Source organism: Haladaptatus sp. SPP-AMP-3 (assembly GCF_049568665.1).
Taxonomy (GTDB): Archaea; Halobacteriota; Halobacteria; order Halobacteriales; family Haladaptataceae; genus Haladaptatus; species Haladaptatus paucihalophilus.
Map to the genome: position 1 here is coordinate 2649534 of NZ_CP145897.1, position 25068 is coordinate 2674601.

General features: G+C 63.1%; 27 protein-coding genes. 17 read left to right on the forward strand and 10 right to left on the reverse strand.

Going from position 1 to position 25068, the window contains the following annotated elements:
- The first annotated feature begins 14 nt into the window (after window positions 1-14).
- Window positions 15-485: a hypothetical protein gene (locus tag V5735_RS14480; RefSeq protein WP_423744154.1), complete on the forward strand. Its 471-nt coding sequence runs from the start codon at window positions 15-17 to the stop codon at window positions 483-485.
- Between the two features lie 99 nt (window positions 486-584).
- Window positions 585-1052: a hypothetical protein gene (locus tag V5735_RS14485; RefSeq protein WP_423744155.1), complete on the forward strand. Its 468-nt coding sequence runs from the start codon at window positions 585-587 to the stop codon at window positions 1050-1052.
- 184 nt (window positions 1053-1236) lie between these two features.
- Here the strand turns inward: V5735_RS14485 and icd are convergent, their stop codons facing one another.
- Together icd and V5735_RS14495 are read right to left on the reverse strand one after the other, a co-directional pair.
- A complete protein-coding gene (gene icd / locus V5735_RS14490) occupies window positions 1237-2502 on the reverse strand; it encodes an isocitrate dehydrogenase (NADP(+)) (protein ID WP_423744156.1) in 1266 nt (421 codons plus the stop codon).
- Between the two features lie 194 nt (window positions 2503-2696).
- Window positions 2697-3212, reverse strand: a complete 516-nt coding sequence (locus V5735_RS14495; RefSeq protein WP_423744157.1) for a hypothetical protein — start codon at window positions 3210-3212, stop codon at window positions 2697-2699.
- 87 nt (window positions 3213-3299) lie between these two features.
- Between V5735_RS14495 and V5735_RS14500 the strand changes: the two genes are divergently transcribed.
- Together V5735_RS14500 and map are read left to right on the forward strand one after the other, a co-directional pair.
- Complete coding sequence (locus tag V5735_RS14500) at window positions 3300-4199, forward strand: isoaspartyl peptidase/L-asparaginase (RefSeq protein ID WP_423744158.1); 900 nt, start codon at window positions 3300-3302, stop codon at window positions 4197-4199.
- 64 nt (window positions 4200-4263) lie between these two features.
- Window positions 4264-5160 (forward strand): type II methionyl aminopeptidase, encoded by an 897-nt coding sequence (map, locus tag V5735_RS14505; protein ID WP_423744159.1) that lies wholly within the window; start codon window positions 4264-4266, stop codon window positions 5158-5160.
- A gap of 96 nt (window positions 5161-5256) precedes the next feature.
- Here the strand turns inward: map and V5735_RS14510 are convergent, their stop codons facing one another.
- The 3 genes from V5735_RS14510 to V5735_RS14520 form a co-directional block, all read right to left on the reverse strand.
- Complete coding sequence (locus tag V5735_RS14510) at window positions 5257-5457, reverse strand: hypothetical protein (RefSeq protein ID WP_007983599.1); 201 nt, start codon at window positions 5455-5457, stop codon at window positions 5257-5259.
- 205 nt (window positions 5458-5662) lie between these two features.
- Window positions 5663-7336, reverse strand: a complete 1674-nt coding sequence (locus V5735_RS14515; RefSeq protein WP_423744160.1) for a TrkH family potassium uptake protein — start codon at window positions 7334-7336, stop codon at window positions 5663-5665.
- A gap of 1 nt (window position 7337) precedes the next feature.
- The gene (locus V5735_RS14520) at window positions 7338-8015 is read right to left on the reverse strand and encodes a potassium channel family protein (protein WP_423744161.1); all 678 of its coding nucleotides are present in this window, start codon (window positions 8013-8015) and stop codon (window positions 7338-7340) included.
- Window positions 8016-8362: 347 nt separating this feature from the next.
- On the opposite strand from V5735_RS14520, the gene V5735_RS14525 reads away from it, so the two are divergent.
- The 3 genes from V5735_RS14525 to V5735_RS14535 all read left to right on the forward strand — a co-directional run bounded on the left by V5735_RS14525 (window position 8363) and on the right by V5735_RS14535 (window position 10832).
- A complete protein-coding gene (locus tag V5735_RS14525; RefSeq protein ID WP_423744162.1) occupies window positions 8363-8899 on the forward strand; it encodes an HIT family protein in 537 nt (178 codons plus the stop codon).
- A gap of 57 nt (window positions 8900-8956) precedes the next feature.
- Window positions 8957-9910 carry a cation diffusion facilitator family transporter gene (locus V5735_RS14530; RefSeq protein WP_423744163.1) on the forward strand — a complete coding sequence of 318 codons (954 nt, stop codon included), beginning with the start codon at window positions 8957-8959 and terminating at the stop codon, window positions 9908-9910.
- 82 nt (window positions 9911-9992) lie between these two features.
- The gene (locus V5735_RS14535; protein WP_423744164.1) at window positions 9993-10832 is read left to right on the forward strand and encodes a plastocyanin/azurin family copper-binding protein; all 840 of its coding nucleotides are present in this window, start codon (window positions 9993-9995) and stop codon (window positions 10830-10832) included.
- A gap of 32 nt (window positions 10833-10864) precedes the next feature.
- Here V5735_RS14535 and V5735_RS14540 read toward each other — a convergent pair whose 3' ends face one another.
- Together V5735_RS14540 and V5735_RS14545 are read right to left on the reverse strand one after the other, a co-directional pair.
- Window positions 10865-11827 (reverse strand): hypothetical protein, encoded by a 963-nt coding sequence (locus V5735_RS14540; protein WP_423744165.1) that lies wholly within the window; start codon window positions 11825-11827, stop codon window positions 10865-10867.
- 366 nt (window positions 11828-12193) lie between these two features.
- Window positions 12194-13447: a tRNA (N(6)-L-threonylcarbamoyladenosine(37)-C(2))-methylthiotransferase gene (locus tag V5735_RS14545; protein WP_423744166.1), complete on the reverse strand. Its 1254-nt coding sequence runs from the start codon at window positions 13445-13447 to the stop codon at window positions 12194-12196.
- A 116-nt stretch (window positions 13448-13563) separates the two neighbouring features.
- Between V5735_RS14545 and V5735_RS14550 the strand changes: the two genes are divergently transcribed.
- Both V5735_RS14550 and V5735_RS14555 read left to right on the forward strand, forming a co-directional pair.
- Entirely contained in the window at window positions 13564-14775 is a 1212-nt protein-coding gene (locus V5735_RS14550; protein WP_423744167.1) for a PQQ-binding-like beta-propeller repeat protein, read from the forward strand.
- A gap of 302 nt (window positions 14776-15077) precedes the next feature.
- On the forward strand, window positions 15078-15806 hold the full coding sequence (locus tag V5735_RS14555; RefSeq protein WP_423744168.1) for a mechanosensitive ion channel family protein: 729 nt from the start codon (window positions 15078-15080) through the stop codon (window positions 15804-15806).
- A 34-nt stretch (window positions 15807-15840) separates the two neighbouring features.
- On the opposite strand, the gene deoC is transcribed toward V5735_RS14555, so the two are convergent.
- Together deoC and V5735_RS14565 are read right to left on the reverse strand one after the other, a co-directional pair.
- Window positions 15841-16476 carry a deoxyribose-phosphate aldolase gene (deoC, locus tag V5735_RS14560; RefSeq protein WP_423744169.1) on the reverse strand — a complete coding sequence of 212 codons (636 nt, stop codon included), beginning with the start codon at window positions 16474-16476 and terminating at the stop codon, window positions 15841-15843.
- Window positions 16477-16511: 35 nt separating this feature from the next.
- The gene (locus V5735_RS14565) at window positions 16512-16937 is read right to left on the reverse strand and encodes a phosphate-starvation-inducible PsiE family protein (RefSeq protein WP_423744170.1); all 426 of its coding nucleotides are present in this window, start codon (window positions 16935-16937) and stop codon (window positions 16512-16514) included.
- A 76-nt stretch (window positions 16938-17013) separates the two neighbouring features.
- Here V5735_RS14565 and V5735_RS14570 point away from each other — a divergent pair, with 76 nt between their 5' ends.
- From V5735_RS14570 to V5735_RS14590, 5 genes are all read left to right on the forward strand, one after another.
- The gene (locus tag V5735_RS14570) at window positions 17014-17976 is read left to right on the forward strand and encodes a ribose 1,5-bisphosphate isomerase (RefSeq protein ID WP_423744171.1); all 963 of its coding nucleotides are present in this window, start codon (window positions 17014-17016) and stop codon (window positions 17974-17976) included.
- A 110-nt stretch (window positions 17977-18086) separates the two neighbouring features.
- A complete protein-coding gene (locus tag V5735_RS14575; protein ID WP_423744172.1) occupies window positions 18087-18755 on the forward strand; it encodes a helix-turn-helix domain-containing protein in 669 nt (222 codons plus the stop codon).
- Between the two features lie 91 nt (window positions 18756-18846).
- Window positions 18847-19203, forward strand: coding sequence for a DUF7344 domain-containing protein (locus tag V5735_RS14580; RefSeq protein WP_423744173.1), 357 nt, complete (start codon window positions 18847-18849; stop codon window positions 19201-19203).
- 83 nt (window positions 19204-19286) lie between these two features.
- Window positions 19287-20105 (forward strand): DUF63 family protein, encoded by an 819-nt coding sequence (locus V5735_RS14585; RefSeq protein ID WP_423744174.1) that lies wholly within the window; start codon window positions 19287-19289, stop codon window positions 20103-20105.
- A gap of 203 nt (window positions 20106-20308) precedes the next feature.
- Window positions 20309-21196, forward strand: coding sequence for a carbohydrate kinase family protein (locus tag V5735_RS14590; RefSeq protein WP_423744175.1), 888 nt, complete (start codon window positions 20309-20311; stop codon window positions 21194-21196).
- Window positions 21197-21212: 16 nt separating this feature from the next.
- On the opposite strand, the gene V5735_RS14595 is transcribed toward V5735_RS14590, so the two are convergent.
- Window positions 21213-21554, reverse strand: coding sequence for a hypothetical protein (locus V5735_RS14595; protein ID WP_423744176.1), 342 nt, complete (start codon window positions 21552-21554; stop codon window positions 21213-21215).
- 130 nt (window positions 21555-21684) lie between these two features.
- Between V5735_RS14595 and secF the strand changes: the two genes are divergently transcribed.
- The 3 genes from secF (at window position 21685) to V5735_RS14610 (ending at window position 25068) form a co-directional block, all read left to right on the forward strand.
- Window positions 21685-22545 (forward strand): protein translocase subunit SecF, encoded by an 861-nt coding sequence (gene secF, locus V5735_RS14600; protein WP_423744177.1) that lies wholly within the window; start codon window positions 21685-21687, stop codon window positions 22543-22545.
- Window positions 22542-24098: a preprotein translocase subunit SecD gene (locus V5735_RS14605; protein WP_423744178.1), complete on the forward strand. Its 1557-nt coding sequence runs from the start codon at window positions 22542-22544 to the stop codon at window positions 24096-24098. The genes secF and V5735_RS14605 overlap by 4 nt, the downstream gene beginning before the upstream one ends.
- 193 nt (window positions 24099-24291) lie before the next feature.
- The gene (locus V5735_RS14610; RefSeq protein ID WP_423744179.1) at window positions 24292-25068 is read left to right on the forward strand and encodes a hypothetical protein; all 777 of its coding nucleotides are present in this window, start codon (window positions 24292-24294) and stop codon (window positions 25066-25068) included.

Sequence of the window (25068 nt, forward strand, 5' to 3'; positions counted from 1 at the left end):
GCTTTCGATGTGATATGCCCCCACTGACGCGACGGCGGGCCCTCCGGCTCGGCGGAGCGGCGTTCACCGCCGCCCTCGCTGGATGTTCCGCGTTCGGCGGGCAGTCGCCGCCGACGCTTCGCCTCGGACGACTGGTGGTGACGAATTACGACCGCCGTCCGCACACCGTTCACGTTCTCTTCGTCACCGATGATTCCCCCGACTACTGGGCCTCGAAAAGAGTACCCCCTGGCGACGAGACGAGTCCGGGATTCGCTCGCTTTGAAGACTATCCGACCGAACCCGGTGATTCCGTCCTCCACGTTCGTACCGACAGCCAGCCGAAACCCGGGTGGGAACGACTCGATTTCGGCGAGCAGACCACCTCCTGTGTTGGCCTCGTTATCGGAATCGGCGACCCGAACGGGACGTCTCCCGGCGACGTGACCATCTGGAAGACGAACAACGAACACGAGTGCGACGGAATGACGACGACGGAACGGTAGTGGATTTTCTCGATTGTTGCTCGGCGGACGCTCCCGGTCGTCTTTTACCACGGTATTTAAATCAGAAATATTTTATCTCCTTTCTAATTTCGCTAATACATGCTCCGGATGACACGTCGGAGACTGCTCACACTCGGTGGGTCGGCGTTCACCGTCGGACTCGCTGGTTGTGCCGCGTTCGGTGAGCAGTCCCCAACTCCGCTTCTGGGGAAATTGGAGGCAGTAAACCACGACCGCCGACCTCACACTCTCCACGTCCTTTTTCTCGACGACGGAAAGCCCGTCTACTGGACTTCGAAAGAGATTCCCGCGGCCGATGAATCCGGTCCGGGGTCCGCCCGTTTCGAGGAATATCCGACGGAACCGGACGGGTACGCGCTCCACGTTCGCGTCGAAGACCAGCCAAAATCCGATTGGGAGCAGTTCGACTTCGACCAACCGAACACCTCGTGTTACGGATTCCTGCTATCGGTCGATGCCGAGAACGGAAGTCCTTCCGTCGATATCTGGCAGACGACCGGGACGCTCCCGTGCGAAGGAGTCCGAGCGACGAACGAGAGCGAGTAGCGAGCTAACCGTGTCGTCGTAGCGACCGAATTCAGCGAGCCGAAATAGGTAGAAAACGACAGTGTGGAGATTCTACGACAGCTTTTCGATAGCGCCGAGCGAACCTCGGCTGACCCACGACTCGCTTACGTGAGGTCGTGGATGGTCCCGAAAATCAGAGATTTTCGGGGCTCAGAAAAACGTTCTATGAAAGTTTTTCAATATTCTCGACGATGGCGTCGGCGTACTCGCTGGTGGCGAGTTTCTCGCCGCCTTCGATCTGGCGTTCGAGGTCGTAGGTGACCTTACCGGAGGAGATGGTCTCTTCGACGGCGTCGCGGACGAGCTGACCGGCGTCCTTCCAGCCCATGTATTCGAGCATGAGACGGCCCGAGAGGATCATCGCGGTCGGGTTCACTTTGTCCTCACCGGCGTACTTCGGCGCGGAGCCGTGGACGGGTTCTGCGAGACAGCGGTGGTCGCCGAAGTTCGCACCGGGTGCGATGCCGAGGCCGCCGATTTGAGCGCCAGCGGCGTCGGACATGTAGTCGCCGTTCAGGTTCATGGTGGCGATGACGTCGTACTGGTCCGTGCGGGTGAGAAGCTGCTGGAGCATGTTGTCCGCGATGCGGTCCTTGACGACGAGCTTGTCCTCGGGCTGTTCGCCGTCGTACTCGTCCCAAAGCTCGTCTTCCGTGATGGTGACGTCGCCGAACTCGTCCTTCGCGAGTTCGTAGCCCCAGTCGCGGAACGCGCCCTCGGTGAACTTCATGATGTTGCCCTTGTGGACGAGCGTGACCGAGTCCCGGTCGTTTTCGAGGGCGTACTCGATGGCCTCGCGGACGAGACGCTTCGAGCCGTACTCCGTGATGGGCTTGATTCCGATGCCGACCGGACCGTCGTGGATGACATCGGTTTCACCCATCTCGTCCTCGACGAAGGCCTTGACTTGCTCGACTTCCTCGGTTCCGGCTTCCCACTCGATACCGGCGTAAACGTCCTCCGTGTTCTCACGGAAGAAGACCATGTCCATCGCCTCGGGGTGTTTGACGGGCGATGGAACGCCGTCGAGGTGATAGGTCGGGCGGACGTTCGCGTACAGGTCGAGCGTCTTACGGAGTGCGACGTTCAGGCTGCGGAAGCCAGCGCCGACGGGGGTCGTGAGCGGTCCCTTGATGGCGATGTTGAACTCCTTGATGGCTTCGACGGTGTCGTCCGGGAGGTTCTCGTCGTACTTCTCGCGGGCGCTCGCACCGGCGTAGACGCGCATCCAGTTGATTTTGCGGCCGGTCGCTTTCGCGGCGGCGTCGAGCACTTTCTGTGCGGCCGGGCCGACGTCCGTCCCGATTCCGTCCCCGTGGATGATCGGAATGATGGGGTTCTCCGGTACGTCGAGTTCGCCTGTCTCCTCGTCGTACGTGATCTGGGCCCCGTCCTCCGGTACCTCTACTTTGTCGTACTCGTAGCTCATGAACGTGTGAACATCCGAACGACGAGGATAAAAGGCCTGCCGTTTGGCCCCCGTATGGGCCTTATACGCCCTTAAACAGTTAGGTGTTCGCCGGGGTAATCGGGCCGGACAGCGGTCGTCGGAGTCGGTTTCGTGCCCCCATAGTTTCCTCCGTCGTCAGCGGATTCGCCCCGTTTTCGTCATCCCCGGACGCGTTACCGACGCGACGAGCGAGCCATCGACGACGAGGTTCGGCGGCGACGTACAGGGTGTCGTCGGATTTTCGGTACGCTATCGCTTCGTCCCAACCGGGGAGGGGGAGAACACCGCCGAACGTGGAATCCGCTGCTTCCGACTTCGTGGCCGTACCGCTGAACTGGGGCGTCCACGCGTTCGGCGATTCGGTCCATCCAGCGGGGGAGGTGGACGGTCACATCGTGTCGCCGTGCGAACGAGTCTGCGTCCCGAGCGTGCCAGTTCGAGAACACCGCAACACCGGCCACTTCGCCGAGTTCCGCCACCAACTCGTCCACGCCCGGCGCGTTGAGCGGGTCGAAGAGCCATACGTCGCCGTCGGGGCCGCGAACCGCGTGGCTCGCCCGGTGTCCGTCCTCTCCCGGATGCGCGAGCCAGTCGATTCCGTCCTCCCACCGGTCGATAACGCGAATCCCGTCCGCGTCGCCCCGCTCGTACATCGGCATCGTTTGACCAACCATTTCGTTCAGCTTCATTTATCTTCTACGTTGTCATCTCCGCGGGATTCGACCCGGACTGCCGTTTGACGTGAACTTAAGCCGTCGCACGCGAGACGGGTGCGCATGCAAGTCATCGTTCACGGCGGTGCTGGTGGCGAACCGGACGAACCGACCCCTCGACAGGCCGTCCTCGACGAGGCGGCGAGCGTCGGCGGCGAACAGGAGACGGTCGTCGATGCCGTCGAAGCGGCGGTTCACGTCCTCGAATCCTCGCCGCGGTTCAACGCGGGCGTCGGCGGCGCGGTTCAGAGCGACGGGAAAATCCGAACCGACGCCGGAATCATGACGAGCGACCGCGAAGCGGGCGCGGCCTGTTCCATGCCCGGCGTCGAACACGCCGTCAGCGCGGCCCGCGTCGTCATGGAGGAAACGCCGCACGTCCTCGTCAGCGGCGAGCACGCCGTCTCGCTCGCGGCCGATTTCGGCGTCGAAACCGACATCGACCTCTGGACGGAGGAGAGCCGGGAGCGATGGGCAGGGCACGACACGCCCGACGGGTCGCCGAGCGAGCACCTCGATTTGCTCCGCGAGAAGTTCGGGGGGAACGCGGCGCGCAGCGCCGCGGAGGAGTCGAGCGGGGGCGACCCGCGAGACCACGATACGGTCGGGGCGGTCGCCTACGACGGCGAGGCGTTCGCGGCGGCCACCTCGACCGGGGGCCGGTGGCTCGCGCTCGCGGGTCGGGTCGGCGACGTTCCTCAAATCGGAAGCGGCTTCTACGCGGCCCCGGCGGGTGCGGCGAGTTCGACCGGTGCCGGTGAGGACATCGCCAAATCGACGCTGACTCGACGGGCGGTTCGGCACCTCGAATCGGGATTTGACGCACAGGAGGCGGCGGACCGCGCCATCGAGGAGTTCGCCGAACTCACCGGGTCGAGCGCGGGCGTCATCGTCCTCGACCGGGACGGCAACGCGGGAAGTGCGTTCAACAGCGACGCGATGCAGACGGCGCTAACTCGGTAGTCGCTCCGTCGCCCGGTTTCGCCGTAACGCAAACTCTTTCCGGCGTTCGGGAGAATAACGAACCATGAGCGAGCAGGACGTAGACCTCTCGGCCGAAAAGTACGAAAAACATCGGGAGGCCGGTGAAATCCTCGCACAGGTGCGAGCGGAAGCCGCCGAGAAAGTCGATGTCGGCGTGACCCACCTCGAAGTCGCCGAGTTCGCGGAGGACCGCATCCGCGAACTCGGCGGCAAGCCAGCGTTCCCCGTGAACATCAGCATCGACGAGGAAGCGGCTCACGCGACGCCGGGAATCGACGACGAGACGACGTTCGGCGAAGACATGGTGAACCTCGACATCGGGGTCCACGTGGACGGATGGCTCGCCGACACCGCCATCACCGTGGACCTCTCGGGCCACGACGGACTCGCGGAGGCCAGCGCCGAAGCGCTCGACGCCGCGCTCGAACTCGTCGAACCCGGCGTCGAAACCGGCGAAATCGGCGCCGAAATCGAGTCCGTCATCGAGGGCTACGGCTACAATCCGGTCGTCAACCTCTCGGGGCACGGCCTCGCCCACTACGAGCAGCACACGGAGCCGAACATCCCGAACCTCGGCGTCGAGCGCGGCGTCGAACTCCAAGTCGGTGACGTGGTTGCCATCGAACCGTTCGCCACGGACGGAACGGGGAAGGTCGGCGAAGGTGCCGAAGAGGAGATTTTCGCCCTCGAACGCGAATCCTCGGTCCGCGACCGAAGCGCCCGCCAGGCGCTCTCTCAGATAACCGAGGAGTTCCGAACGCTCCCCTTCGCTACCCGCTGGTTGGACGTCTCCCGACCGAAGATGGCGCTTCGACGCCTGAAGATGAACAACATCGTTCACGGCTACCCGGTTCTCAAAGAGGAGGACGGTTGTCTCGTCAGCCAGAAGGAACACTCGGTCATCGTCACCGAGGACGGATGTGAAGTGTTCACCGAATAATCAGCGTCAGTGCAGTCGTTTTCTACTGATACGTTCGCGTCGAACGAACCGCGAGAACGAGCGTAGTTTCGTCGGCAGTATGTATCGGTCGTCCCGTTACGCGTTGTTCATCCGCTGACTCTTCTCCTCACCACACGACTGACATCGTGTGACACGGTACGGCTCACGCGAGAACTCGGCGTTTTCCCGTTTTTTGCTCTCCGTTCGTATCTCGACGGAGACCGAGTGTGACGTTTCGCGGCCGCAGTTGTCGCACAGTTCCACCATCGCCGAGAACCCCTGATTTTTTGTTGCCATAGTGACTTCCTGTTCAGTTCGTACAACCCCTGACACGAGCATAAAAACCCCTCTCTGTTGGAGGGCGTTCGAACCGTTTATTCGGTCGCAGTCTTGCGGTTTGACCAGATTACGGACTCTGAGCGTCCCATTTCGTTTATAGACCTCCCTGAATCGTTAATGAGGGCGAAACGCTCTACAACAGCCGAATTATTTATATACCAGTTCAGGGGTTTAGACCGAGCAGGGCCGAGCGAATGAATACGAGTACCGGGATTATTTCGAGGCGGCCGATCCACATGTTCAGGATGAGCATTCCCTCACCAAACGACGACATCTTCGGGCCGACGATACCGGTCGAAAGGCCGACGTTTCCTTGGGCGCTCGCCACCTCGAACAGCGCATCCGCGTAACCGAATCCGGGAGCGACGTTGACGAGAAGGACGCTTCCGGTGATGAGGAGGATTATCCACAGCATGCTCACGATGGCCGCCTCGCTGAACTCCTCGAACATCTGGTCGCGTTTGAGAACCCGGTCGCCGATTCGCGTGTTGATGACGGCCGAAGAGGGGAGGAATACCCGGGTGAACTCCCACTGAATCCCCTTGCTGATCATGTAGCCGCGAATGATTTTGATGCCGCCGACGGTGCTTCCGGCGGCACCGCCGAGCACCATCGCGCCGCTGACGATGAGTTTCCCGCCCGGTCCCCAGTCGCCGATGTTGGACGACTGAAAGCCCGTGCAGGTCAGCGCGCTCACGAACTGGAACGTGGAGTCGCGGGCCGCGTCCGCCGCCACCGGCGACAGGCCGACGTCTTCGAGTCCGGCCCAGCCGATGGGGTGGAAGGCGGCGCTCGCGGACGGCAACGAGACGATGTTCTGGACCGAGAGCACGACGACACCCGCGCCGAAGATGATGAAGAGCCAGCGCGTCTGGGTGTCCGAAACCAGCGGCTTCGGGTCCCTGTCGTGGAGCATGACATAGTGAATCGGAAAGGCGATGGCCCCGAGCGCCATTATCGGCAGGAGCACCGCCTCGACCAGCGGCGAGTGATAGGACTGGATGGAGTTGTCGGTGACACTGAATCCCCCCGTCGAAAGCCCCGTCATGGCGTGATTGAGCGCCTGCCAGAACGCGTCGAACAGGGGGAGGTTCGGCTTGGCGACGACGATGGCGACGAACAGCGCCGCCACGGAGAGTACGGTGTAGAGCAGGAAGATACGCCACACCGTCTGGACGGTGTGAATGATGCTCGGGTGAATCCGCTCTTCTCGCGCTTCCGCCCGGTAGAGCGCGTAACTCCCGCTTCCCGGACGGGCGAGAATCGCCGTCGTGAGGACGATGACGCCGACCCCGCCGACCCACTGGATGAGCGACCGCCACCACTGGACCGCCCGCGGAAGCGTCGGTTCGTGCACCGCCATCGTCAGTCCGCTCCCAGTCCACCCGGACATGCTCTCGAAGACGGCGTGAAGCGGGTTCTGGAAGTACGCAAGGCTGGACATCGTGGTCGCGCCGCCGACGCGAATAGGGTCGTACGCCGCACCGGACGGGACGTAGGTGTTCATCACCGAAACCGGCGTCAGATGCGCGGCGAAGAACAGGGGTAGCGACCCGAAAATCGCGGTGGCGAACCAGCCTCCGGCGGCGATGACCATCCCGTGTTTCATCACGGGGTCCGGCGCGTCCTCGAAGACGATGCGCGCCGCGCCGCCAGCCGCGGCCGTGATTCCTCCGGCGATCAGGAACGCGAGCGCCGCGTACCATTCTTCGAACGCCAGCGCGAGGACGACGGTGAACGTCATCATCGCCGCCTGAATCAGTACGAGCGCACCCACGTCCCGAAGGATGGTCGCGAGGTGCGCCGGAACCCCGGCGACCGTTTTCCGTCGAACCATGTCAGTCGTGGTCCTCGTAGTGACCGAAGATATCGGTCACTTCCGGCGTTGCACCCTTCTCGGAGAAGACGGTGATGAGGTCGCCACCCCGAATTTCCGTGTTCCCGCGCGGTGTGATAACCTCGTCGTCCCGCTCGATTGCGACGACGAGCATCCCCTCGTCGAACAACTCGTCGTCCGCCGCGGCGGACAGGGTGAGTCCGGCGATGGGCGCGTAGGAGTCGACCGTGATTTCGAACACTTCGGCTCGGTCGCCGACCTTCATGTAGTCCTTGATGGACGGGCGTTTGACGGCCCGATAGAGGTAATCCGCAATGAGTCTCTGGGGGTTCTCGATGACGTTCACGCCGATTTGGCGGAAGATGCTCATGTGTTCGGGATTGTGAACCACCGAGACGAGCGACGGGATTTCGAGTTCCTGTCCCAGCAGGCTGACCATGATGTTCGTCGCGTCCTGGTCGGTCGTGCTGATGAGCGCGTCCGCGCGCTCGGCACCCGCTTCTTCCAGCGTATCGAGGATGGTCGCGTCGTTGTTGAGGACGAGGCAGTCGAACTCCATCGAGGCGCGTTCCGCCCGCTCCGCGTCCTTCTCGATTACCACCACGTCGTTGCTGTTCTGTGTCGCAATGCTGATGAGTTGCGAGCCGATGTCGCCCGCACCGACGATGATGAGATACATTCGTTATGCCCCTCTCCGAAGCCATCGCTTGAAAAGATACTGTTGTCGCGTCATTCGTCTGAAACCCCGTCACAGGGTGTCAATCGACGATACGAGACGCGGTAAGACTCCCTTTCGACACGGTTATGCACGAGTTAAACGGGCCATAACGCCGGTTTCTCGACGAACCGAGGACATCGGAACCGCCCGTGTCCATTTTTAAGTGAGGCGAGGAGCGTTCATCCGAGAAACCGGACGATATGGTGCGCTGGCGCGGGTTCGGTTCCTCGCCCGGATGTACGAGCGACGAACCGATTTCGGCGGCCACGAGTCTGAAAACCTAAACCGGAGCCATGCGACATGCGGGTATGCAACAGGTCTTCGCACCGTGGCGGATGGAGTGGGTCGAACGCGACACCGACGAGGACTTCGAGGGCTGTGTCTTCTGTGCCTTCCCGAAGCGGGACGACGACCGGGAACATCTCGTCGTCGCGCGGAACGACCACGCGGTGGTCATGCTGAACAACTACCCGTACAATCCGGGGCACGTGATGGTCATCCCGAACGAGCACGAACGCGACTACGCGGCGCTCGGCGAGGAAACGCTGCTCGGGCATGCCCGGATGAAACAGCGGACGTTCGACGCGATGGACGCGGCGTTTTCGCCGGACGGCTTCAACGCCGGGCTGAACATCGGCGAGGGAAGCGGCGGTTCCATCGACCACCTCCACACGCACGTCGTCCCGCGCTGGACCGGCGACACGAACTTCATGCCCGTCATCTCGGACACGAAGGTCATCGTGGAAGGACTCGAAGACACTTACAACAAACTCCACGCCGCGTTCGCCGAACAGGACGGCGCGACCGTTCCGGACGCGGATTCGGCGGTATCGTTCGGGGACTGAACGGAGTCTTCCGGGGCCGCCGATATACCCATACGGCGGGCGGTCCAATTACGGACGATGAACCGGTCGGGGGCGATTCGGACCGCGGGTGCCATCATCCTCACGGCGAACCTCCTCTTAGCGCTCGCCAAGGGTGGCGTCTGGTTTCAGACCGGGAGCCTCGCGGTCGGGTCCGAGGCCATCAACAGCCTCTCGGACGCGATTTACAGCCTCGTCGTCCTCGCGGGACTGTACCTGACGACGCAACCGCCGGACTTCGAGCACCCGCACGGTCACGAGCGGATCGAACCGTTCGTCTCGCTGTTCGTCGCGCTCGGCGTGTTCGCGGCGGGTGGCTTGGTGCTCTACCGAGCCGCGAGTGCGATTCTCTCCGGGGACATCACGACGACGACGAGCTACCTCGCCGTGGGCGTCCTCGTCGGGAGCGGCGTCGTCAAGTACGCCCTCTTCCGCTACTGCTTGCGAATCGGCGAGGCGGTCAACTCGCCCGCCGTAATCGCGGCCGGACTGGACAACCGAAACGACATTTTGACGGCCGGGGCAGCGCTGGTCGGCGTTCTCGGCGGTCGAATCGGGCTCCCCATCCTCGACCCGCTCGCGGCGGGGGTCGTCTCGTTCGGCATCCTCTACACCGGATGGGAGATCGTCCGCGACAACGTGGACTATCTGGTCGGGCGGGCACCGCCGGAGGACCTCCGCGCCACGATCGTCCGGCGGGCGCTCTCGAACCCCGACGTGGAGGGAGTCCACGACGTCGTTGCCCACTATGTCGGTCCCGAAATCGACGTGAGCATGCACATCGAGGTCGAGGGCGACCGAACGCTCATCGAAGCCCACAACATCGAAACCGCCATCATCCGGTCCATTCGGGACATCCCGGAGGTGGACGACGTGTTCATCCACGTCGACCCGAAGGAACTCGGCGAGTGGAAATCCGACACCGAGGCCGACCGACTGGCGGAGACGACGATTCCGGAGGATGCGGAACGCCGTGAGGAACTGTCGGAGTGAGAGCGTTCCGCACGCTTTTCATCCCTCGGGAATCGGGTATCGGTCTTTTCTACCGTGAATTAGTAGTTTCGAGCGTACTGCTATGACCTCCATCTTCGACAGACGGGCGATGTTGAAAGCGACCGGCACCGTGCTCGTCGGTGCTTCTCTCGGCGGCTGCGTGGCGGACGGAAACTCCGGGTCGGAGTCGGACGATTCGCCCGCCGACGTCACCGTCGTCGTCGGTCCCGGCGGCGACCTGACGTTCGACCCCGACGACCTCGAAATCACCGCCGGAACGACCGTCGCGTGGAAGTGGGAGGGGAACAACCACAACATCGTCGTGGAAGACCAACCCGACGGCGCGGACTGGAACGGCACGCCCGGCGCCGACACCAAAATCTACAACGAGGGATATCGCTACACCTACACCTTCGACGTCCCCGGCACGTACGACTACTACTGCAACCCCCACCGAGCGGCGGGCATGGTCGGCAGCATCACCGTCACGAAGGACGAAAGAGGTGCGAACGGGACGGAAGACGGAACGGGAACCGACCCCGACAGGAAAGGAATCGAAGACGATGGGGAGGGGAGCAAAACCGGCGGACCCACGATTCCCGAAGACCACGCGACGAAAGCCGACCTCCCCGTTCGGGTCGGTTCCGATGGCGACCGGACGTTCACGCCCGGGACGGAACGCCCGCTCGTCGTTCCCGCGGGAACCGAGGTCACGTTCGTCTGGAAGACGGACGGGAACAACATCGTCGTGGAGGACCAGCCCCACGACGCGAGTTGGACCGGTACGCTCGGCGGCATGAGCAGGGTCTACGACGCGGGGTACGAGTACAGCCACACCTTCGACGTGCCCGGAACGTACGAGTTCTACAGCGCCCCGCACGAGAGCGCGGGCATGACGGGAACGATATACGTCACGAAGTGACGGGCTGAGAGTTCCGAGAACCGCGCCGCGTCTTACTCCCCGAGGTTGACTTGGATTTCGTCACTGACGGCCCCGTCGAGACGGGTCGTCACCACGCCGTCGGTGTACTCCGTGTCGAACGACCCCGACCACTCGACGCGCTCGCCAGCCGCGACGGCGCGCTCGATCACCGTGGATTCGTCGTCGTCGGCGATGCCGGTCGTCGGCCAGTAGAGCGCGGCGAGGAACCGACCGTCGTTTTCCGAGACGTTTTTCGCCACGAACGACAGGTCCACGCCGTACTGCTCGACCGTCGCGTCGAACGATTCGAGTTCGAACGTCGGCGCCGGTCGGCCGAGCGTCGCTACCGCATCGTCCGAAAGCTCCCACTCCGCCGTTTCGCCCCCGTACCGACAGCGAATCGCGGCCTCGCTCGCCTCGAGCGGCGACGGCGGTTCGAACGCCAGCCAGCCGACCGCCCCGCCAGCGGCGTACGGCGCGCCGTATCGAATGTCGCCGCGTTCGGCGAGCGAGGTGGTGTAGGCGCCCGTCGTCCGGTCCTCGATTTCGACCGCCGAATACGTCTTCCCGTCCGCGACGAGTTCGAAGGCGTCGTACGCCGGGTCGCCTCTGGCATCGACGGCGTTCCCCTGCTGGCTCTGGACCGCCGCGACGACGAACTGCGTCCCGTCCGACTGTAGAACTCCGCCAGAACCCATGATGGACTCGTAGGTAACCGCCTTTTCGACGGTCGGGTTTGCAACGGCAACGCGCACCTCGCCGAGGGACTTCACCGACGACTCCGGCAGGGAAAAGGAGGCGTTTTCGGCGGTGGTCGTGTCGGGCGGGGAGTCGCCGGTCGTCGATTCGTCCGTGGTGTCGGTCGATGTAGTCTTGGTGTCGGTCGGCACGGGCGATTCGTTTCCGGTTCTGCCCGGACTCTCGCCGAGACAGCCCGCGAGTCCGGCGGACAGCGCGCCGACCGTGGCGAGGAGTTGGCGTCGGTTGGAGGGCATCGGTCACGATTTTACGTATCCGGGTATATGTTTTCTGTCTGTGACGACGATGGGGAGTCGATTTTGCTTGCGGGTGTTTTCGGAGCGGTACAGCAGTGATGAAGTCCTCGAAAACCCTCACCCGCTTGTGACGAGGTGAGACCGGTTTTTCTGTGACTGCAACGACGGACGTCGCTGAAACCGCAATCGCACCGCATCAGCCACACCCTCCCCAACCGATTCCGTTCCTCACTCCGTTGCGGTACTCATCCCTCGCACGCTATCAGCACAGCCCATCGGACGACCGCCGTCCTCTGGGCTGTGCCAGCGTGCGCCACGGTGAAAATACGGATTTCGAGAAAACCCGTTTCGGAACAGCTCTACGCCTCAGACAGGCGTCCCGAACGCGTAGACGGTCTGGTGGCTGGTTACTTCCACGTCGAGGAAGTCGCCGGGTTCGATGCCGTGTTCGGTGGCGTTCTGGACGATGATCTGGCGGTAGGCCTCGTCGCGGCACTTGACGGAATCGCCGGTGCCCTCCTCGACGACCATGACGCGCTTTTCGGTGCCGACCATCTCGTCGTAGGCCGCGCCCACGATGTCCATCTTGAGTTCGGACATCTTCTTGGAGCGCTCCTTTTTCTTGGTGCCGCCGAGGCCCTTCATCTTCGCGGCGTCGGTGTTCGGGCGCTTGGAGAAGCGGGTGACGTTCAGTTTCTCGGGGCGCGTCTCGCGGAGGAGCGCCATGCTCTGTTCGTGGTCGGTATCGGTTTCGGTCGGGAAGCCGACGATGAAGTCCGTCGAGAGCGTCCAGTAGTCGAGGTACTCGTCGAACGTCTCGACGATTTCGACGTACTCCTCGACCTGATGCTGGCGGCGCATGTCGCCGAGCACGTCGTTCGACCCGGACTGGACCGGCGCGTGGATGAAGTTGTACAGTTCGTCGTTCTCGGCGAACACTTGCGCGAGTTCCTCACGGATGCCGTGGACGCCCTTCGGGTTCGCCATGCCGACGCGGACCCGGAAGTCGCCCTCGATTTCGTTGCAGATGCGGTCGAGCAGGACGTGCAGTTTCCGCTCGCCCCGGTCCCAGCCGTAGACGCCGGTGTCCTGTCCCGTAATCCTGAGTTCCTTCGCGCCCGCGTGAACGAGCGCGCGGGCCTTTTCGACGTTCTCCTCGACGGAGGGCGAGTCGATTTTGCCCGTCGCGTGCTTCGTGATGCAGTACGAACAGTCGGACATACAGCCGCGAGCGATGGGGAGGATGCCGACCACGCCGTCCAGCACGGGTTCGACGCCCGGTCCGGGGGTCGGACACTCGCCGTTCGTGACCGCCGTCGGAACGTCGTCCCAGTGCATGATTTGGGCGTCCACGTCCTCGGTTCGGAACTCGTCGCCCTGCGCCAGCGCCATACACCCCGTGATGATGAGGTCCGCCGTCTCCGATTGCAGTTCTTTCGCCCGGCGAACCATGTTCCGCTCCGTCTTCTCCACGACAGTACATGTGTTCATTATCGCAACGTCGGCCTGCTCGGGACCCTCGACGCGGTAGTGGCCAGCGTCGCGCAGCGCGGACTCTATCTGGCGACTCTCGCCGCGATTCGAGGTACAGCCGTACGTTTCGATGTGATACCGGGCCATTCACTCCTCGATTTCGGCTACGCGGGCAAAAGGGCGACGGTTGTGTGCCAAACCGTGCGAGAAGCGCGCGACAAATCGTGAAGAAAGCTTATTATTTCCGATTGGGAAGCGGGTGTATGCCCTCTCCATCACGACGGGATTTTCTCGCCGCCCTCGGCACTACCGCGACCATCACCGCGACCGCTGGTTGTGCGTCCACCGAATCGCAGTCGGACGACGCCGCCTACGCAGCCGGTGACCGACCCGACTGGCCGACGGCCGGACACGACGGGGTGAACACCGGCTACAATCCGAAGGGCCACGGCCCGCGTTCAACCCCGAAAATAGCGTGGAAGACGCGCCTCGGGATGACGACCGGGCCGCCGGTCGTCGCGGAAAACCGGGTCTTCGTCCCGGACGCGGAGAAGCTCATCTGCTACGACGCGGCGGACGGGACGCAACGCTGGGAGTACCGACCGCCGGGCGACGGAAACATCTGGTCGGCACCGACCGTCAGGGACGGAACCGCCTACGTGAGCGGCCCCGACGAATCGGTGACGGCGGTGGACGTGAAATCGGGAACGAAACGGCGGGAGTTCGAGACTACGGGCTACGTCTCCGGTTCGCCGCGGCTCGATTCCGACGGCGAGTCGCTGTTCGTCGGGACGAGCGACGGCCGGATTCACTGTTTCGATTTGGAGGAGAACGAGGAGCGCTGGCGACAGCAGGTGTACGGGGAGATAGACGCGCCGCTGGCGGTGGCACATGACCGCACGCTGTTCGCCACGACGTACTGGGGGGAGGTGTACGCCTTTTCGGCCACGAACGGCGGCCGGATGTGGCGGCGGAAACTCCCGAGTATCATCACTGCCGCGCCGACGCTCGTCCAGCAGTCGCTCTACGTCCCCGGTTTCAAGGGACAGGTGTTCTGTCTCGATACCAACGCGGGGGCGGGCGGCACGAGGTGGAAGACGGAGCGCGGTGGCAACGTTTCGACGCACCTCGCCATCGCCGAGGGGACGGTCTTCGGCGTCACGGGCGACAAACTTCACGCCATCGACGCCGACTCCGGGGGGTCCCGCTGGTCGTTCGGACTGTCGGACATCAGTTCGTGTTCACCGGCGGTCGCGGGGGATACCGTTTACGTCGGCGACGGGAGCGGGGCCGTGTACGGCATCAAAACGAACGGCGGGTCCGGCGTCGGCGACACCCGATTCGGCGCAAAGCGGTGGAAGCTCCGTCTCGACGGACGGGTTCGGGACGCCTTCGCCGTCGCGGACGGGACGCTGTTCGCCGCCACCGATTCGAGCGACAACGCGCCGATGCTGTACGCGCTCCGAGAGGAGTGAGTCCCCGACGAATCCTGTCAACGGTACAGGAGTTGACGGTAATGGTTCGTATCCCCGGGCCCGGACGGGGCTGAATTCGGGGCGAAAGATGACTTTTACGTAGCCTTTTGTTTTCGTTTCGGTTGTACTATTTCTGCCACCTCCTCGAAATGTGTTCCTTCTCTCGGACAGTAACGGGTGCGAAACATATCCGAATTCATTCGCCGTTACTCGCTTTCCCCGCTGTTTAGGCGGCCAACAACAAACTGGCTGTGGTCCCATCAATGGATGAACCACGCGACCGCGTGGGGAGAAAACGAACTATGACACAATACGACATCGTCTTACAAGCGGGTGGTCTTCCCGGATGGCTTCAGGACCCCATAGCTGGGTTCGTCGCATTGATTCCGCGCCTCGTCGGCGCGGTCGTTATCCTGCTCATCGGCTGGGTCATCGGACGCGGCGCAGCGGCCGTCGTCCGCAGGCTCGCGGATAGAATCGAACTCGACAGGATGGTACTCGATACGCCACTGGGTCGGATGCTCGGCGGAACGGAGAGTGCGGTGTCCGGCGCGTTCGGCAAACTCGCCGCATGGTTCGTCTACGCGTTGGCGATCCTCGCGGCGGCGAACGTGCTCGCCATTCCGAGGCTCTCGTTGTGGGTTGCAACGGCGGTTTCGTACCTGCCGGCGCTTATCGCGGGACTCTTAGTCATCATTCTGGGATTCGTCGTGGCCGACTTCATCGGCGACGCCATCATGCGCACGCAGGCGGCGACCCACACCGACTACACCACGTGGTTCGCCACCGGGACCCGACTGTTCCTGTACTTCACCGCCATCGTTATCGGTCTCGACACGATGGGAATCGACGTCGGCATCCTCTACCTGTTCGCTCGCGCCCTCGCGTGGGGCTTCGCGGCCGCCATCGCAATCGGCGCCGGCGTGGCGTTCGGGTGGGGCGGACGGGATTACGTCGCCGAACACATCGACGGGTGGATGAGCAGCGCACGACAGGGCACGCCGAGTCCGCAACCGAGCGACGACGACTGAAAAGAGACGTCCCGCGGGTGACCTCCCGCGGACCCTATCCGCGGAAATCCTCGACGATTTCGACGCCGCTGCTCGCGCCGATGCGCTCGGCACCGGCGTCGAGCATCGCCTTCGCTTTTTCGTAGTCGCCGATACCGCCGCTCGCCTTGACGGGGAGGTACTCGGCCATCAGTTCCACGTCCTCGACTTCCGCGCCGCCGTCCGCGAATCCCGTGGATGTCTTGACGAACGCCGCGTCCGCCTCCGTCGCCAATCGGCAGGCGTCGTGTTTCTCCTCGTCGGTGAGGAGCGCCGTCTCGATGATGACCTTCACCGGAGTCGGGACGGCGGCGACGACTTCCTCGATATCCGCCCGCACCGCGTCGTGGTCGCCAGCCTTCAATCGCCCGGCGTTGATGACCATATCCACTTCGTCCGCGCCGTCGTCCCACGCGCCGACCGCTTCGTCGCGCTTGGCGTCGGTCGCGTGCTGGCCGTGCGGGAACCCGACGACGGTTGCGAGCGTCACGTCCGGGGCGTACTCGGCGGCCTCCGCGACGTAGCACGGCGGGATGCAGGCGTTCATACCGTACTCCTCGGCGTCATCCAGTACGGCCTCCACGTCCGCGAGGGTCGTCTCCGGTCCCAACACCGTGTGGTCGATTTTTGCAGCGAGTTCTGATTCGTTCATAGCGGGGTGGATGGCCCGCCCCGGTAAAAATCCCGCTATCGTCGGGACACGACCCACAGCACCGTCCCGAGTCCGACGAGCAACAGCGTGTACGACCCGGCGGCGATGGCGGCGTTCGTGACCGACGAATAGCCGTCGATTTGGAACGTGATTGCCTTGCGGACCAGCGCGATGATGCCCGCGTAAACCGTCGCTCGCACGACACCGACTTCGCCCTCGGACTCCACGTAGGCGATGACCGTCCGATAGATTTCGGCGACGATGAACAACAGCAGCACGATGTCGACCAGTTCGATGAGGCTTCGCGGGTCGGTCGCACGACCGGCCCGGAGGAAGGAGAGCGCGAGGAACCCGAAATCGAGGAGGCCGACGACGAACAGGCCGACGAGCAGATAGGCGGCGACGAGTTCGGCGACGCGCATCACCGACTCCGAGGCGGCTATCGGCGTGTCGAGGTCCATGTTTCCCGTGCAACTGCCGTCACCGTAGAATTTCCGCCGGACTATCTTTTTCACTCCGATAGTCGTAGGCATCCACATGAACGACCCTGCTATCACGCCCGCCGTCGCCGCCGTCGCGGACGACATCGCCGAGATGGAGATTCGCGGCGCGGCGGCCATCGCCGACGCGGCGGCCGCGGCCATCGGCGAGCAGGCGCAAGCCAGCGAGGCCGACACCGCAGAGGAGTTCCGGGCGGAGATTCGTGCCGCTGCTCGGCGACTCCACGAGACCCGGCCGACCGCGGTGAGCCTCCCGAACGCCCTTCGCTACGTCCTGCAGGGGATGGAGGGGGACACCGTGGCGGAACTGCGGGACAGCGTCGTGGCGACCGTCGTGGAGTTCCGACGAGAACTCGACCAAGCGCAGGACAACCTCGGGCAAATCGGCGCGAATCGCCTCCGCGACGGCGACACCATCATGACCCATTGTCACTCGACTGACGCGCTCTCTTGCGTCCGCCACGCGCTGAACGACGGCAAGGAGATACGCGCCATCGTGAAGGAAACCCGGCCACGGAAGCAGGGCCACATCACCGCCCGCCAACTGCGCGACTGGGGCGTTCCCGTTACCCTCATCGTGGACAACGCGGCCCGACGGTATCTGAACGACGCGGACCACGTGCTCGTCGGCGCGGACTCCATCGCCGCCGACGGGAGCGTCATCAACAAGGTCGGCACGTCTGGATTGGCCGTCAACGCCCGCGAACGCGGCGTTCCCATCATGGTCGCCGCACAGACGCTGAAACTCCATCCGGGGACGATGACGGGCCACACCGTCGAAATCGAGATGCGCGACGAACAGGAGGTCCTCCCCGACGCGGAACGCGAGGCGGTGGGCGACGTGCGCGTCGAGAACCCGGCGTTCGACGTGACGCCGCCGCGGTACGTGGACGCAATCGTCACCGAACGCGGGCAGTTCCCCCCGGAGAGCATCGTGACGCTGATGCGCGAGCTGTTCGGGGACCAACAGAACGGCGAACCGTGGGACGAACGGTCCTGACGCGACCGATTCATGCGAAGCGATGCTCTTCTCCGCGGGCGGAGCACCATCGACCGGAACGGATTCCACCGAGTCGTTAAGCCGGTAGCAGTGCTAGAGGGGAGGGTATCATGGCTGTCGTTGCAGAACTCACCCTTCAGTCGAATAACTTCCCGTTGGGAGACCTCCTCACTACGGGGACGGACATCCACATCGAATTCGAGCGCGTCGTTCCGGTCGGCTCGCGCGTCGTTCCGGTTTTCTGGGCGTGGGGGGACGACCTGTCGGACTTCGAAGCGCGAGTGCGTGACGGCCCGTACGTCAACGACCTCACGGAACTCGACCGCGTGGACGACCGCGTTCTCTATCTAATGGATTGGGATATTCCCGACGAAGCCTTTCTCGAAGGGCTACAGGAGACGAACAGCATCATCAGAACCGCGGAAGGCTACGACGACGAGGACTGGTTGTTCGAACTGCTCTTCCCGTCGTACGACGACCTCTCCGAGTTTCACAACTACAGCCTCGAAAACGACGTCAAGTACACCCTCGGTCGAATCTATACGCTCAGGGAAGTGGGGAAAAGTCGACCGGCCCTATCGTTGACCGAGGAACAACGGGAGGCGTTGCTCCTCGCGCTCCAACGGGGATATTTCTCCACGCCGAGTCGCGTGACCCTCGACGAGTTGGCGACGGAACTGGACATCAGCCAGCAGGCGTTGTCCGAGCGGATTCGACGCGGAAACGAATCCCTCCTCGAACAGACGCTTTTGGGAGCGGACGACGACAAGCGTGAGTGACCTGTCACGACCGGAACTTCTTATAAACGTCCCGTTCGAACAAGCAGACCCTTGAACAGAAACTATCCGCTAGCGTAGACATAGATACACGATGGTGAAATCCGACTCTCGGCAACGTTCCGCGCTATCGGTGGACGATATCATGGACATCACGGCCGAACCGTATCGGCGCCGGATCCTCTCCTACCTGTCGTCCATCCCCGAAGATCGGTGTTCGGTCGCAGAACTCGTCGACGCTCTCCAGTCGAAGGAGACCGGAGACGACCTCTCCGAAAAGCGGCTGCGCCAACGACTGCACCACGTCCACCTCCCGAAACTACAGGACTTCGGCCTCATCGGGTACGACGAAGGGGCAAACGAAATCCGATACATCGGGTCTCCGCAGCTGGAAACCTTTCTCGACCGGATGTACTCGCCCGATGACGATACCGCGGACGAGGATTCGTAGCGCGGTGCGCTCGCCGTCGGCGTCGGCACGAGGGGAGCACACAGACCGCAAACCTTTCCCTACCTCCGTTCGCGTGTCGGTGTATGGTACTGCCGGACGGGTTCGCGCTTCCCCCCATCTCGTATCTTCTCCCGCTTTTGCTGGCGGTCGGTGTCGTCATCTGGCTGCTCTGGCGTGCGGAACCGACCATCTCGGAGCGGACCGTCGTGTCGCTCGCGCCGTGGATGGTCGTCGGTGCGGGACTGAACGCGCTGTATCAACTGCCGGGGTCGCCGATTCCTGACGCCCTCCTACCGCTATTCGGCACTCCTGCCGTCTATCTCACGACGTTCGCGGTAGCCGGGGCCGTCTGGTTGCTCTCGATTCATCGTCTCCGAGCTCCCGTTCCCCGTGTGCTCGCCGGTACCGGACTCGTGGGCGTCGCGGTCGTTCTCCTCGTCGCACTCTGGTACGGCGTCCAGCACGACAGTCTCCGCCTGTTCTGGCCGTTCGTGGCTCTCGTCGTCGCGGTGATTTTGACCGGACTCCTCTGGGCGGCGACCCAGTTCTTCTATCCCGACGTCGCCATCATCACGGGAGCGGTCGGCGTCCTCACGCTGTTCGCCCACGCCTTGGATTCCGTCTCGACCGCGGTCGGTATCGACGTGCTGGGCTTCGGCGAGCGCACGCCGCTCTCGCAAGCCATCCTCGAAATCGCCCACTCGCTCCCGACGGCGGACTCCTTCGGCGTCGGGTGGCTGTTCGTCGTCGTGAAACTCGCCATCGCGGAGTTCGTCGTCCTGCTGTTCGCGGATTACGTCTCCAGCGAACCGACCGAGGGATACCTCCTGCTCGGCGTCGTCGCGGCGGTCGGACTGGGGCCGGGCGCGCACAACCTCATCCTGTTCGCGGTCACGGGCTGATGGGGATTCTCGTAGCCGACTGGACTGTTCTCCGTCCGAGAGCACGCGACGCGTTTCGATCCCGGAACGGGAAATCTATGGACTTCTGCGATACTTCCCACGAGTCGTCACGTTCCCGGCCACGGAGAAAGTCGTCAGGATTTTTTACTACTGCGAGGTAACAAGAGGGGTATGCCGTCCACGAACCGCTTCGGGAGCGTGTTATGGTTCGAGTCGTAACCGCGGGTCACATCAACTGGGACGTGACGCTCAGAGTGGACGCCCTCCCCGAACCCGACGGCGAAGCCCGTATCTCCTCACAGCGGCGCTCCGGCGGCGGCAGCGCCGCGAACGTCGCCGCCGCCCTCGCGGGGATGGACGTCTCGACCGGACTGGTCGGGAGCATCGGTTCCGACGAACACGGCTTGCTGGTTCGAAACGAACTCACGAGCGTCGGGGTGGACTGCACGCACGTCATCGAAGTTGCGGGCGTCGAGACCACGACGAAGTACCTCATCGTGGACGAACGCGGCGAGGTGATGGTGCTCGGAAACGAGGGGGCGAACGAAATCATCTCGCCCGAGGACATCGACTCCGAGTACGTCAGGTCGGCGGAACACCTCCACCTGACCAGCCAGCGCCCGGACACCGCGGCCGAACTCGCTCGAATCGCCACCGAGGCGGACCTCTCAGTGAGCTTCGACCCCGGCCGCCGTCTCGGCGAACGGGACTTCTCGCGGGCATTGGCCTACTCGGATATCGTCTTCCTGAACGACCGCGAAGCGGCGACCATTTTGGACAGCGATTTGGAACACCCGTCGTCGGAGCTACACGGCCGGGTCGTCGTCATCAAGCACGGACGCAAGGGTGCGCGGGTCGATACGACCGACGGCGTTTACACTCATCCTGGGTTCGTCGTCGAATCGGTCGATTCGACCGGCGCTGGCGACGCCTTCGCGGCCGGGTTCATCGCCACCCTGCTCGATTCGCACGACTACGAACGAGCGCTGGAGTTCGCCAACGCCTGCGGCGCGCTGACTTCGATGGCGTCCGGGGCGAGAACGGCCCCAACGCGCGAGCGCGTCGAGGCGTTTCTCGACGCACAGTTCTGACGGCTCGGCGAACGGTTCACACTTCGTTCGGTCCTCCCGCGCTCTGTACCTGCCAGCCGCCCTGAATTCCGCAGGCCTCCCGCACCTCGTATTCGATGTCCGTCTCGGGTCCCATTCGGTCGCCGCCCTCGATACGCTCGACGCGGAGCGGTACGTCGAGCGTGTTTCCACAACACCCCACGTCGAGGAACTCGTTCCACACGTCCCCCTCGTGCAGTTGACCCTTGGTCTTCCGGAGGTACGCTTTGAAATACCTCGTTCCGACCTGAAACCGACCCCAGTTGCTCAGGTCCTCGGGATACGAGACGACGACCGTCGTCGCCGAGTCGTTCGCTGCGTTCGTCTTTTCCACCGACATAGTGGAGGATAGGGACCGAGGATAATTATGCCTTCGTCCGATTTTTGCCGCCCTTCTTTCGGTTTCGCGTGACCTCTTCGGCCGTAGTAATTAAGAAGGCTTATTCAGGGTCGCCTCGCACCCAACGGATATGGTAGAGTTTCAAGTACCGGAGGTCGATTACACCCGGTACTCGAATCGGCAACTCGCGGGGGTTCCCCTCGCTATTCTCGTGCTGGCGTTGCTTGTCATCGCCGGTTGGTATGCGGCCACCGGCGCACCAGTGACACCGGGTATCGATTTTACGGGCGGAACCGAAATGAGAATTCAGACGACTGCATCGCAACAGCAGATCACGACCTCGTTCGATTCCGAGGTCGCGTCGGTGACTCCGGCGCAGTCTTCGAACAACGTCTACATCGTCACGTTCCAAGACACTGATACGAACTCGCTCACGTCGCAAGCGAAGGGCCTCGGATACGACGTGCTCTCCATTCAGAGTACGTCGGCGAGTTTCGGGTCGAGCGCCCAACAACTCGCGCTATACGGCATCGTCGCGGCGTTCGTCGGCATGAGCATCATCGTCTTCCTCATGTTCCGGTCGTTCGTTCCCTCTATCGCGGTCGTGCTCTCCGCATTCAGCGACATCGTGATTCCGGTCGCGCTGATGAACCTTCTCGGTATCCCGCTCTCGCTGGGGACCGTGGCCGCGCTCCTGATGCTCATCGGATATAGCGTGGACTCGGACATCCTGCTCAACAACCACGTCCTCCGGCGGTCCGGCGGCTTCTACGAGAGCACCTACCGCGCGATGCGGACGGGTGTGACGATGACCGTCACGTCGCTCGCCGCGATGGCGGTGATGACCATCGTGGCGTTCATCTTCCAAATCGGTCTGCTCACGGCCATCGGTACCGTCCTCGTGATGGGACTGGCGACCGACCTGATGAACACGTACATGCTCAATCTGAGCCTCCTTCGCTGGTACAAGTACGAGGGGGTGGGACGATGAGTATGCGCGACCAATGGCGCGTCGGCCTGCTCCTCGTGCTCCTGCTCGGAAGCGCCTTCGCGCTGTTCGTCCCGCAGGGCGGAAGCGGCGGAAACGCCAATCTCGCCGCGTCCAGTTCCGGCCCGACCAACCTGAAGTACGGTCTCGAACTGGCGGGCGGGACGCGAATTCGCGCGCCCGTCAACGGCGTCACGGCCGAGCAAGTGACCGCACCGAACGGAACGTCCCGAACGGACATCCAGAAGGCCGTCGCCGGGGACATTCCCAGCGTCAGTCAGTCCGACGTGGCGATTCGAACCACGAAGACTCAGAGCACCGTCGAGGTCTTCTCGGACAACGTGACCACCGAACAGGTCAAGTCGGCGCTGGACGGCGCGAACATCGAGTACGAAACCGTCCGCGAAGGCGTGACCGCACAGACGCGCGACGATATCGTTCGCACGCTGAGCGATAAAATTTCCAAGGCGGGACTCGCCGGGGGTCGCGTCCAGCAGGTCACGGCGGCGAACGGCAAGCATTTCATCCAAATCGAGATGCCCAACGCCAACCAGTCCGAGATGGAGAGTCTGGTCACGAAACGTGGGAAGGTCTCTATCGTCGCTCACTACCCGACCGGCAACGGGACGCAAGCGAACACGACGCTGTTCACCCAGCAGGGAATCTCCAACGTCGGACCCGCACAACAAGCCGGTGCCGATAATCGGTGGGGCGTCTCCGTTTCGCTCTCCGACGAGTCCGCAAACAAGTTCGTCCGCGTGATGAACGAGAAGGGATTCACGAGTTCGCAGGGCATCCTCGCCTGTAACTATCCGCAACAGTCCGCCGACAAGGCGGGATACTGCCTCTACACGCTCACGGACGGCCGCGTCGTCTACGGTGCGGGAATGGGGGAGGGCCTCGCCCCGTCCGTCAAAAGCGGCGAATTCAAAAACAACCCGACGTTCAGGATTACCGCTTCCAACGCCTCCGAGGCGCGCCGTCTGCAGATCAACCTGCAAGCGGGTGCGCTTCCGGCGGCGCTCGACACGCAGGAGGGGACCACGACCTACCTCCAGCCGAGTCTCGCGAGCCAGTTCAAAGTCGATTCCCTCATCGCCGGTATCGCGGCCGTGCTCGCGGTCAGCGGCGTCGTCTTCCTCCGCTACGGAAAGCGCGAGGTCGCGCTGCCGATGATTCTGACCGCCCTCTCCGAGGTGTTCATCCTGCTCGGGTTCGCCGCCGCGGTGAAACTCCCGCTCGACCTCTCGCACATCGCCGGATTCATCGCGGTCATCGGGACCGGGGTGGACGACCTCATCATCATCGCCGACGAGGTGATGAGCGAAGGGGACGTCAACTCCTCACGCGTCTTCCAGTCGCGCTTCCGCAAGGCGTTCTGGGTCATCGGGGCCGCCGCCGCGACGACCATCATCGCCATGAGCCCGCTGGCGGTGCTCGGACTCGGCGACCTCCAAGGGTTCGCCATCATCACCATCCTCGGCGTGCTCATCGGTGTGCTGGTCACGCGACCGGCCTACGGTGACATCCTCCGCTACCTGCTGACGGATAAATAACCGTCGGCTATCGAATCTGTCGCTGTTTTTTCTTCGAACACATCCGGGGTTTCTGAACGGTAATTTCGGTCGAATCGACCGCCACGTCTGCGGGGGTTGATGCGACCCGGAATATATGACGGATTGGAAAGTACTAAAATAAAAATATCTAGACTATGAATTTATATCGGTGCAGTATCCATCTGGAGTTGCGATGCAACGAGATTCCGACGACGATATCAGACGAAGCGATGTGCTCCGAGACGTTCACGAATCGGCGCGCGAGACGGAAACGAAGCGACGTGGATTCCTCCGTTCGTCGGGGGGACTCGCCGCGTCGCTCGCTGCCCTGCCGCTGATTTCGACCGTCACGTCGACGGAGCCCGACCTGACGCCGACCAAGGAGCGGCTCAATTCGCTCGCAAAGGAACACGAATCACCGGCGGTCGCCCGCAAGGCGGTTCGAGCGACCGGTGGGGAGCTGTTGCGTGCGCTTTCGGACCGCGGGCTGCTGGAGGATGCGAGCGTGAACTCGCTCGGCATCGACGAAGTACTTCCCCATCAAGACAGCAGCAGGGTCGACAACGGCGTCATCGTCCTCTCCTACGACCACAAGGGGACGGCGACGGCGCAAGTCCAGATTATCAAGCGCCTCTCGGACCGCAGACTGCGCATCATGGTCGAACCCCACGTCGACCGCAGCTTCGCGCTGGTCGAACCCGACGCCGACGACGAGCCGACCACGGTCATCACGACGAACGACGATGGCGTGACCGTCCAGCGAAACTGCGATACGAGCTGGTACGGCGACTGTAACCACAATCCGTCGGACGACTGCGGTTGTACGGAGGACAGTTTCTGTGGCTGTTACCAGACCGAGGTCCGGTGCTGTCAGATGCTCGGCTGCTCTATCACCGGCTACAGGGCCGGGAACTGCGTCACGACGACGAGCGGGTGCTGTACCCACTTCGGCTGTGACCACTACTGCTGA

Excerpts from the sequence above, each read along its gene's own strand:
- V5735_RS14495 (WP_423744157.1), bottom strand. The coding sequence starts at position 3,212 with ATGAAGCTGAACGAAATGGTTGGTCAAACGATGCCGATGTACGAGCGG.
- V5735_RS14520 (WP_423744161.1), bottom strand. The coding sequence starts at position 8,015 with ATGTATCTCATCATCGTCGGTGCGGGCGACATCGGCTCGCAACTCATC.
- V5735_RS14570 (WP_423744171.1), top strand. The coding sequence starts at position 17,014 with ATGAACGACCCTGCTATCACGCCCGCCGTCGCCGCCGTCGCGGACGAC.
- V5735_RS14585 (WP_423744174.1), top strand. The coding sequence starts at position 19,287 with ATGGTACTGCCGGACGGGTTCGCGCTTCCCCCCATCTCGTATCTTCTC.
- V5735_RS14545 (WP_423744166.1), bottom strand. The coding sequence starts at position 13,447 with ATGGCCCGGTATCACATCGAAACGTACGGCTGTACCTCGAATCGCGGC.
- V5735_RS14515 (WP_423744160.1), bottom strand. The coding sequence starts at position 7,336 with ATGGTTCGACGGAAAACGGTCGCCGGGGTTCCGGCGCACCTCGCGACC.
- V5735_RS14510 (WP_007983599.1), bottom strand. The coding sequence starts at position 5,457 with ATGGCAACAAAAAATCAGGGGTTCTCGGCGATGGTGGAACTGTGCGAC.
- V5735_RS14575 (WP_423744172.1), top strand. The coding sequence starts at position 18,087 with ATGGCTGTCGTTGCAGAACTCACCCTTCAGTCGAATAACTTCCCGTTG.
- deoC (WP_423744169.1), bottom strand. The coding sequence starts at position 16,476 with ATGAACGAATCAGAACTCGCTGCAAAAATCGACCACACGGTGTTGGGA.
- V5735_RS14595 (WP_423744176.1), bottom strand. The coding sequence starts at position 21,554 with ATGTCGGTGGAAAAGACGAACGCAGCGAACGACTCGGCGACGACGGTC.
- V5735_RS14565 (WP_423744170.1), bottom strand. The coding sequence starts at position 16,937 with ATGGACCTCGACACGCCGATAGCCGCCTCGGAGTCGGTGATGCGCGTC.
- V5735_RS14530 (WP_423744163.1), top strand. The coding sequence starts at position 8,957 with ATGAACCGGTCGGGGGCGATTCGGACCGCGGGTGCCATCATCCTCACG.
- V5735_RS14580 (WP_423744173.1), top strand. The coding sequence starts at position 18,847 with ATGGTGAAATCCGACTCTCGGCAACGTTCCGCGCTATCGGTGGACGAT.
- map (WP_423744159.1), top strand. The coding sequence starts at position 4,264 with ATGAGCGAGCAGGACGTAGACCTCTCGGCCGAAAAGTACGAAAAACAT.
- V5735_RS14550 (WP_423744167.1), top strand. The coding sequence starts at position 13,564 with ATGCCCTCTCCATCACGACGGGATTTTCTCGCCGCCCTCGGCACTACC.
- V5735_RS14525 (WP_423744162.1), top strand. The coding sequence starts at position 8,363 with ATGCAACAGGTCTTCGCACCGTGGCGGATGGAGTGGGTCGAACGCGAC.
- V5735_RS14555 (WP_423744168.1), top strand. The coding sequence starts at position 15,078 with ATGACACAATACGACATCGTCTTACAAGCGGGTGGTCTTCCCGGATGG.
- V5735_RS14540 (WP_423744165.1), bottom strand. The coding sequence starts at position 11,827 with ATGCCCTCCAACCGACGCCAACTCCTCGCCACGGTCGGCGCGCTGTCC.
- V5735_RS14605 (WP_423744178.1), top strand. The coding sequence starts at position 22,542 with ATGAGTATGCGCGACCAATGGCGCGTCGGCCTGCTCCTCGTGCTCCTG.
- V5735_RS14485 (WP_423744155.1), top strand. The coding sequence starts at position 585 with ATGCTCCGGATGACACGTCGGAGACTGCTCACACTCGGTGGGTCGGCG.
- V5735_RS14535 (WP_423744164.1), top strand. The coding sequence starts at position 9,993 with ATGACCTCCATCTTCGACAGACGGGCGATGTTGAAAGCGACCGGCACC.
- V5735_RS14610 (WP_423744179.1), top strand. The coding sequence starts at position 24,292 with ATGCAACGAGATTCCGACGACGATATCAGACGAAGCGATGTGCTCCGA.
- icd (WP_423744156.1), bottom strand. The coding sequence starts at position 2,502 with ATGAGCTACGAGTACGACAAAGTAGAGGTACCGGAGGACGGGGCCCAG.
- V5735_RS14590 (WP_423744175.1), top strand. The coding sequence starts at position 20,309 with ATGGTTCGAGTCGTAACCGCGGGTCACATCAACTGGGACGTGACGCTC.
- secF (WP_423744177.1), top strand. The coding sequence starts at position 21,685 with ATGGTAGAGTTTCAAGTACCGGAGGTCGATTACACCCGGTACTCGAAT.
- V5735_RS14500 (WP_423744158.1), top strand. The coding sequence starts at position 3,300 with ATGCAAGTCATCGTTCACGGCGGTGCTGGTGGCGAACCGGACGAACCG.
- V5735_RS14480 (WP_423744154.1), top strand. The coding sequence starts at position 15 with ATGCCCCCACTGACGCGACGGCGGGCCCTCCGGCTCGGCGGAGCGGCG.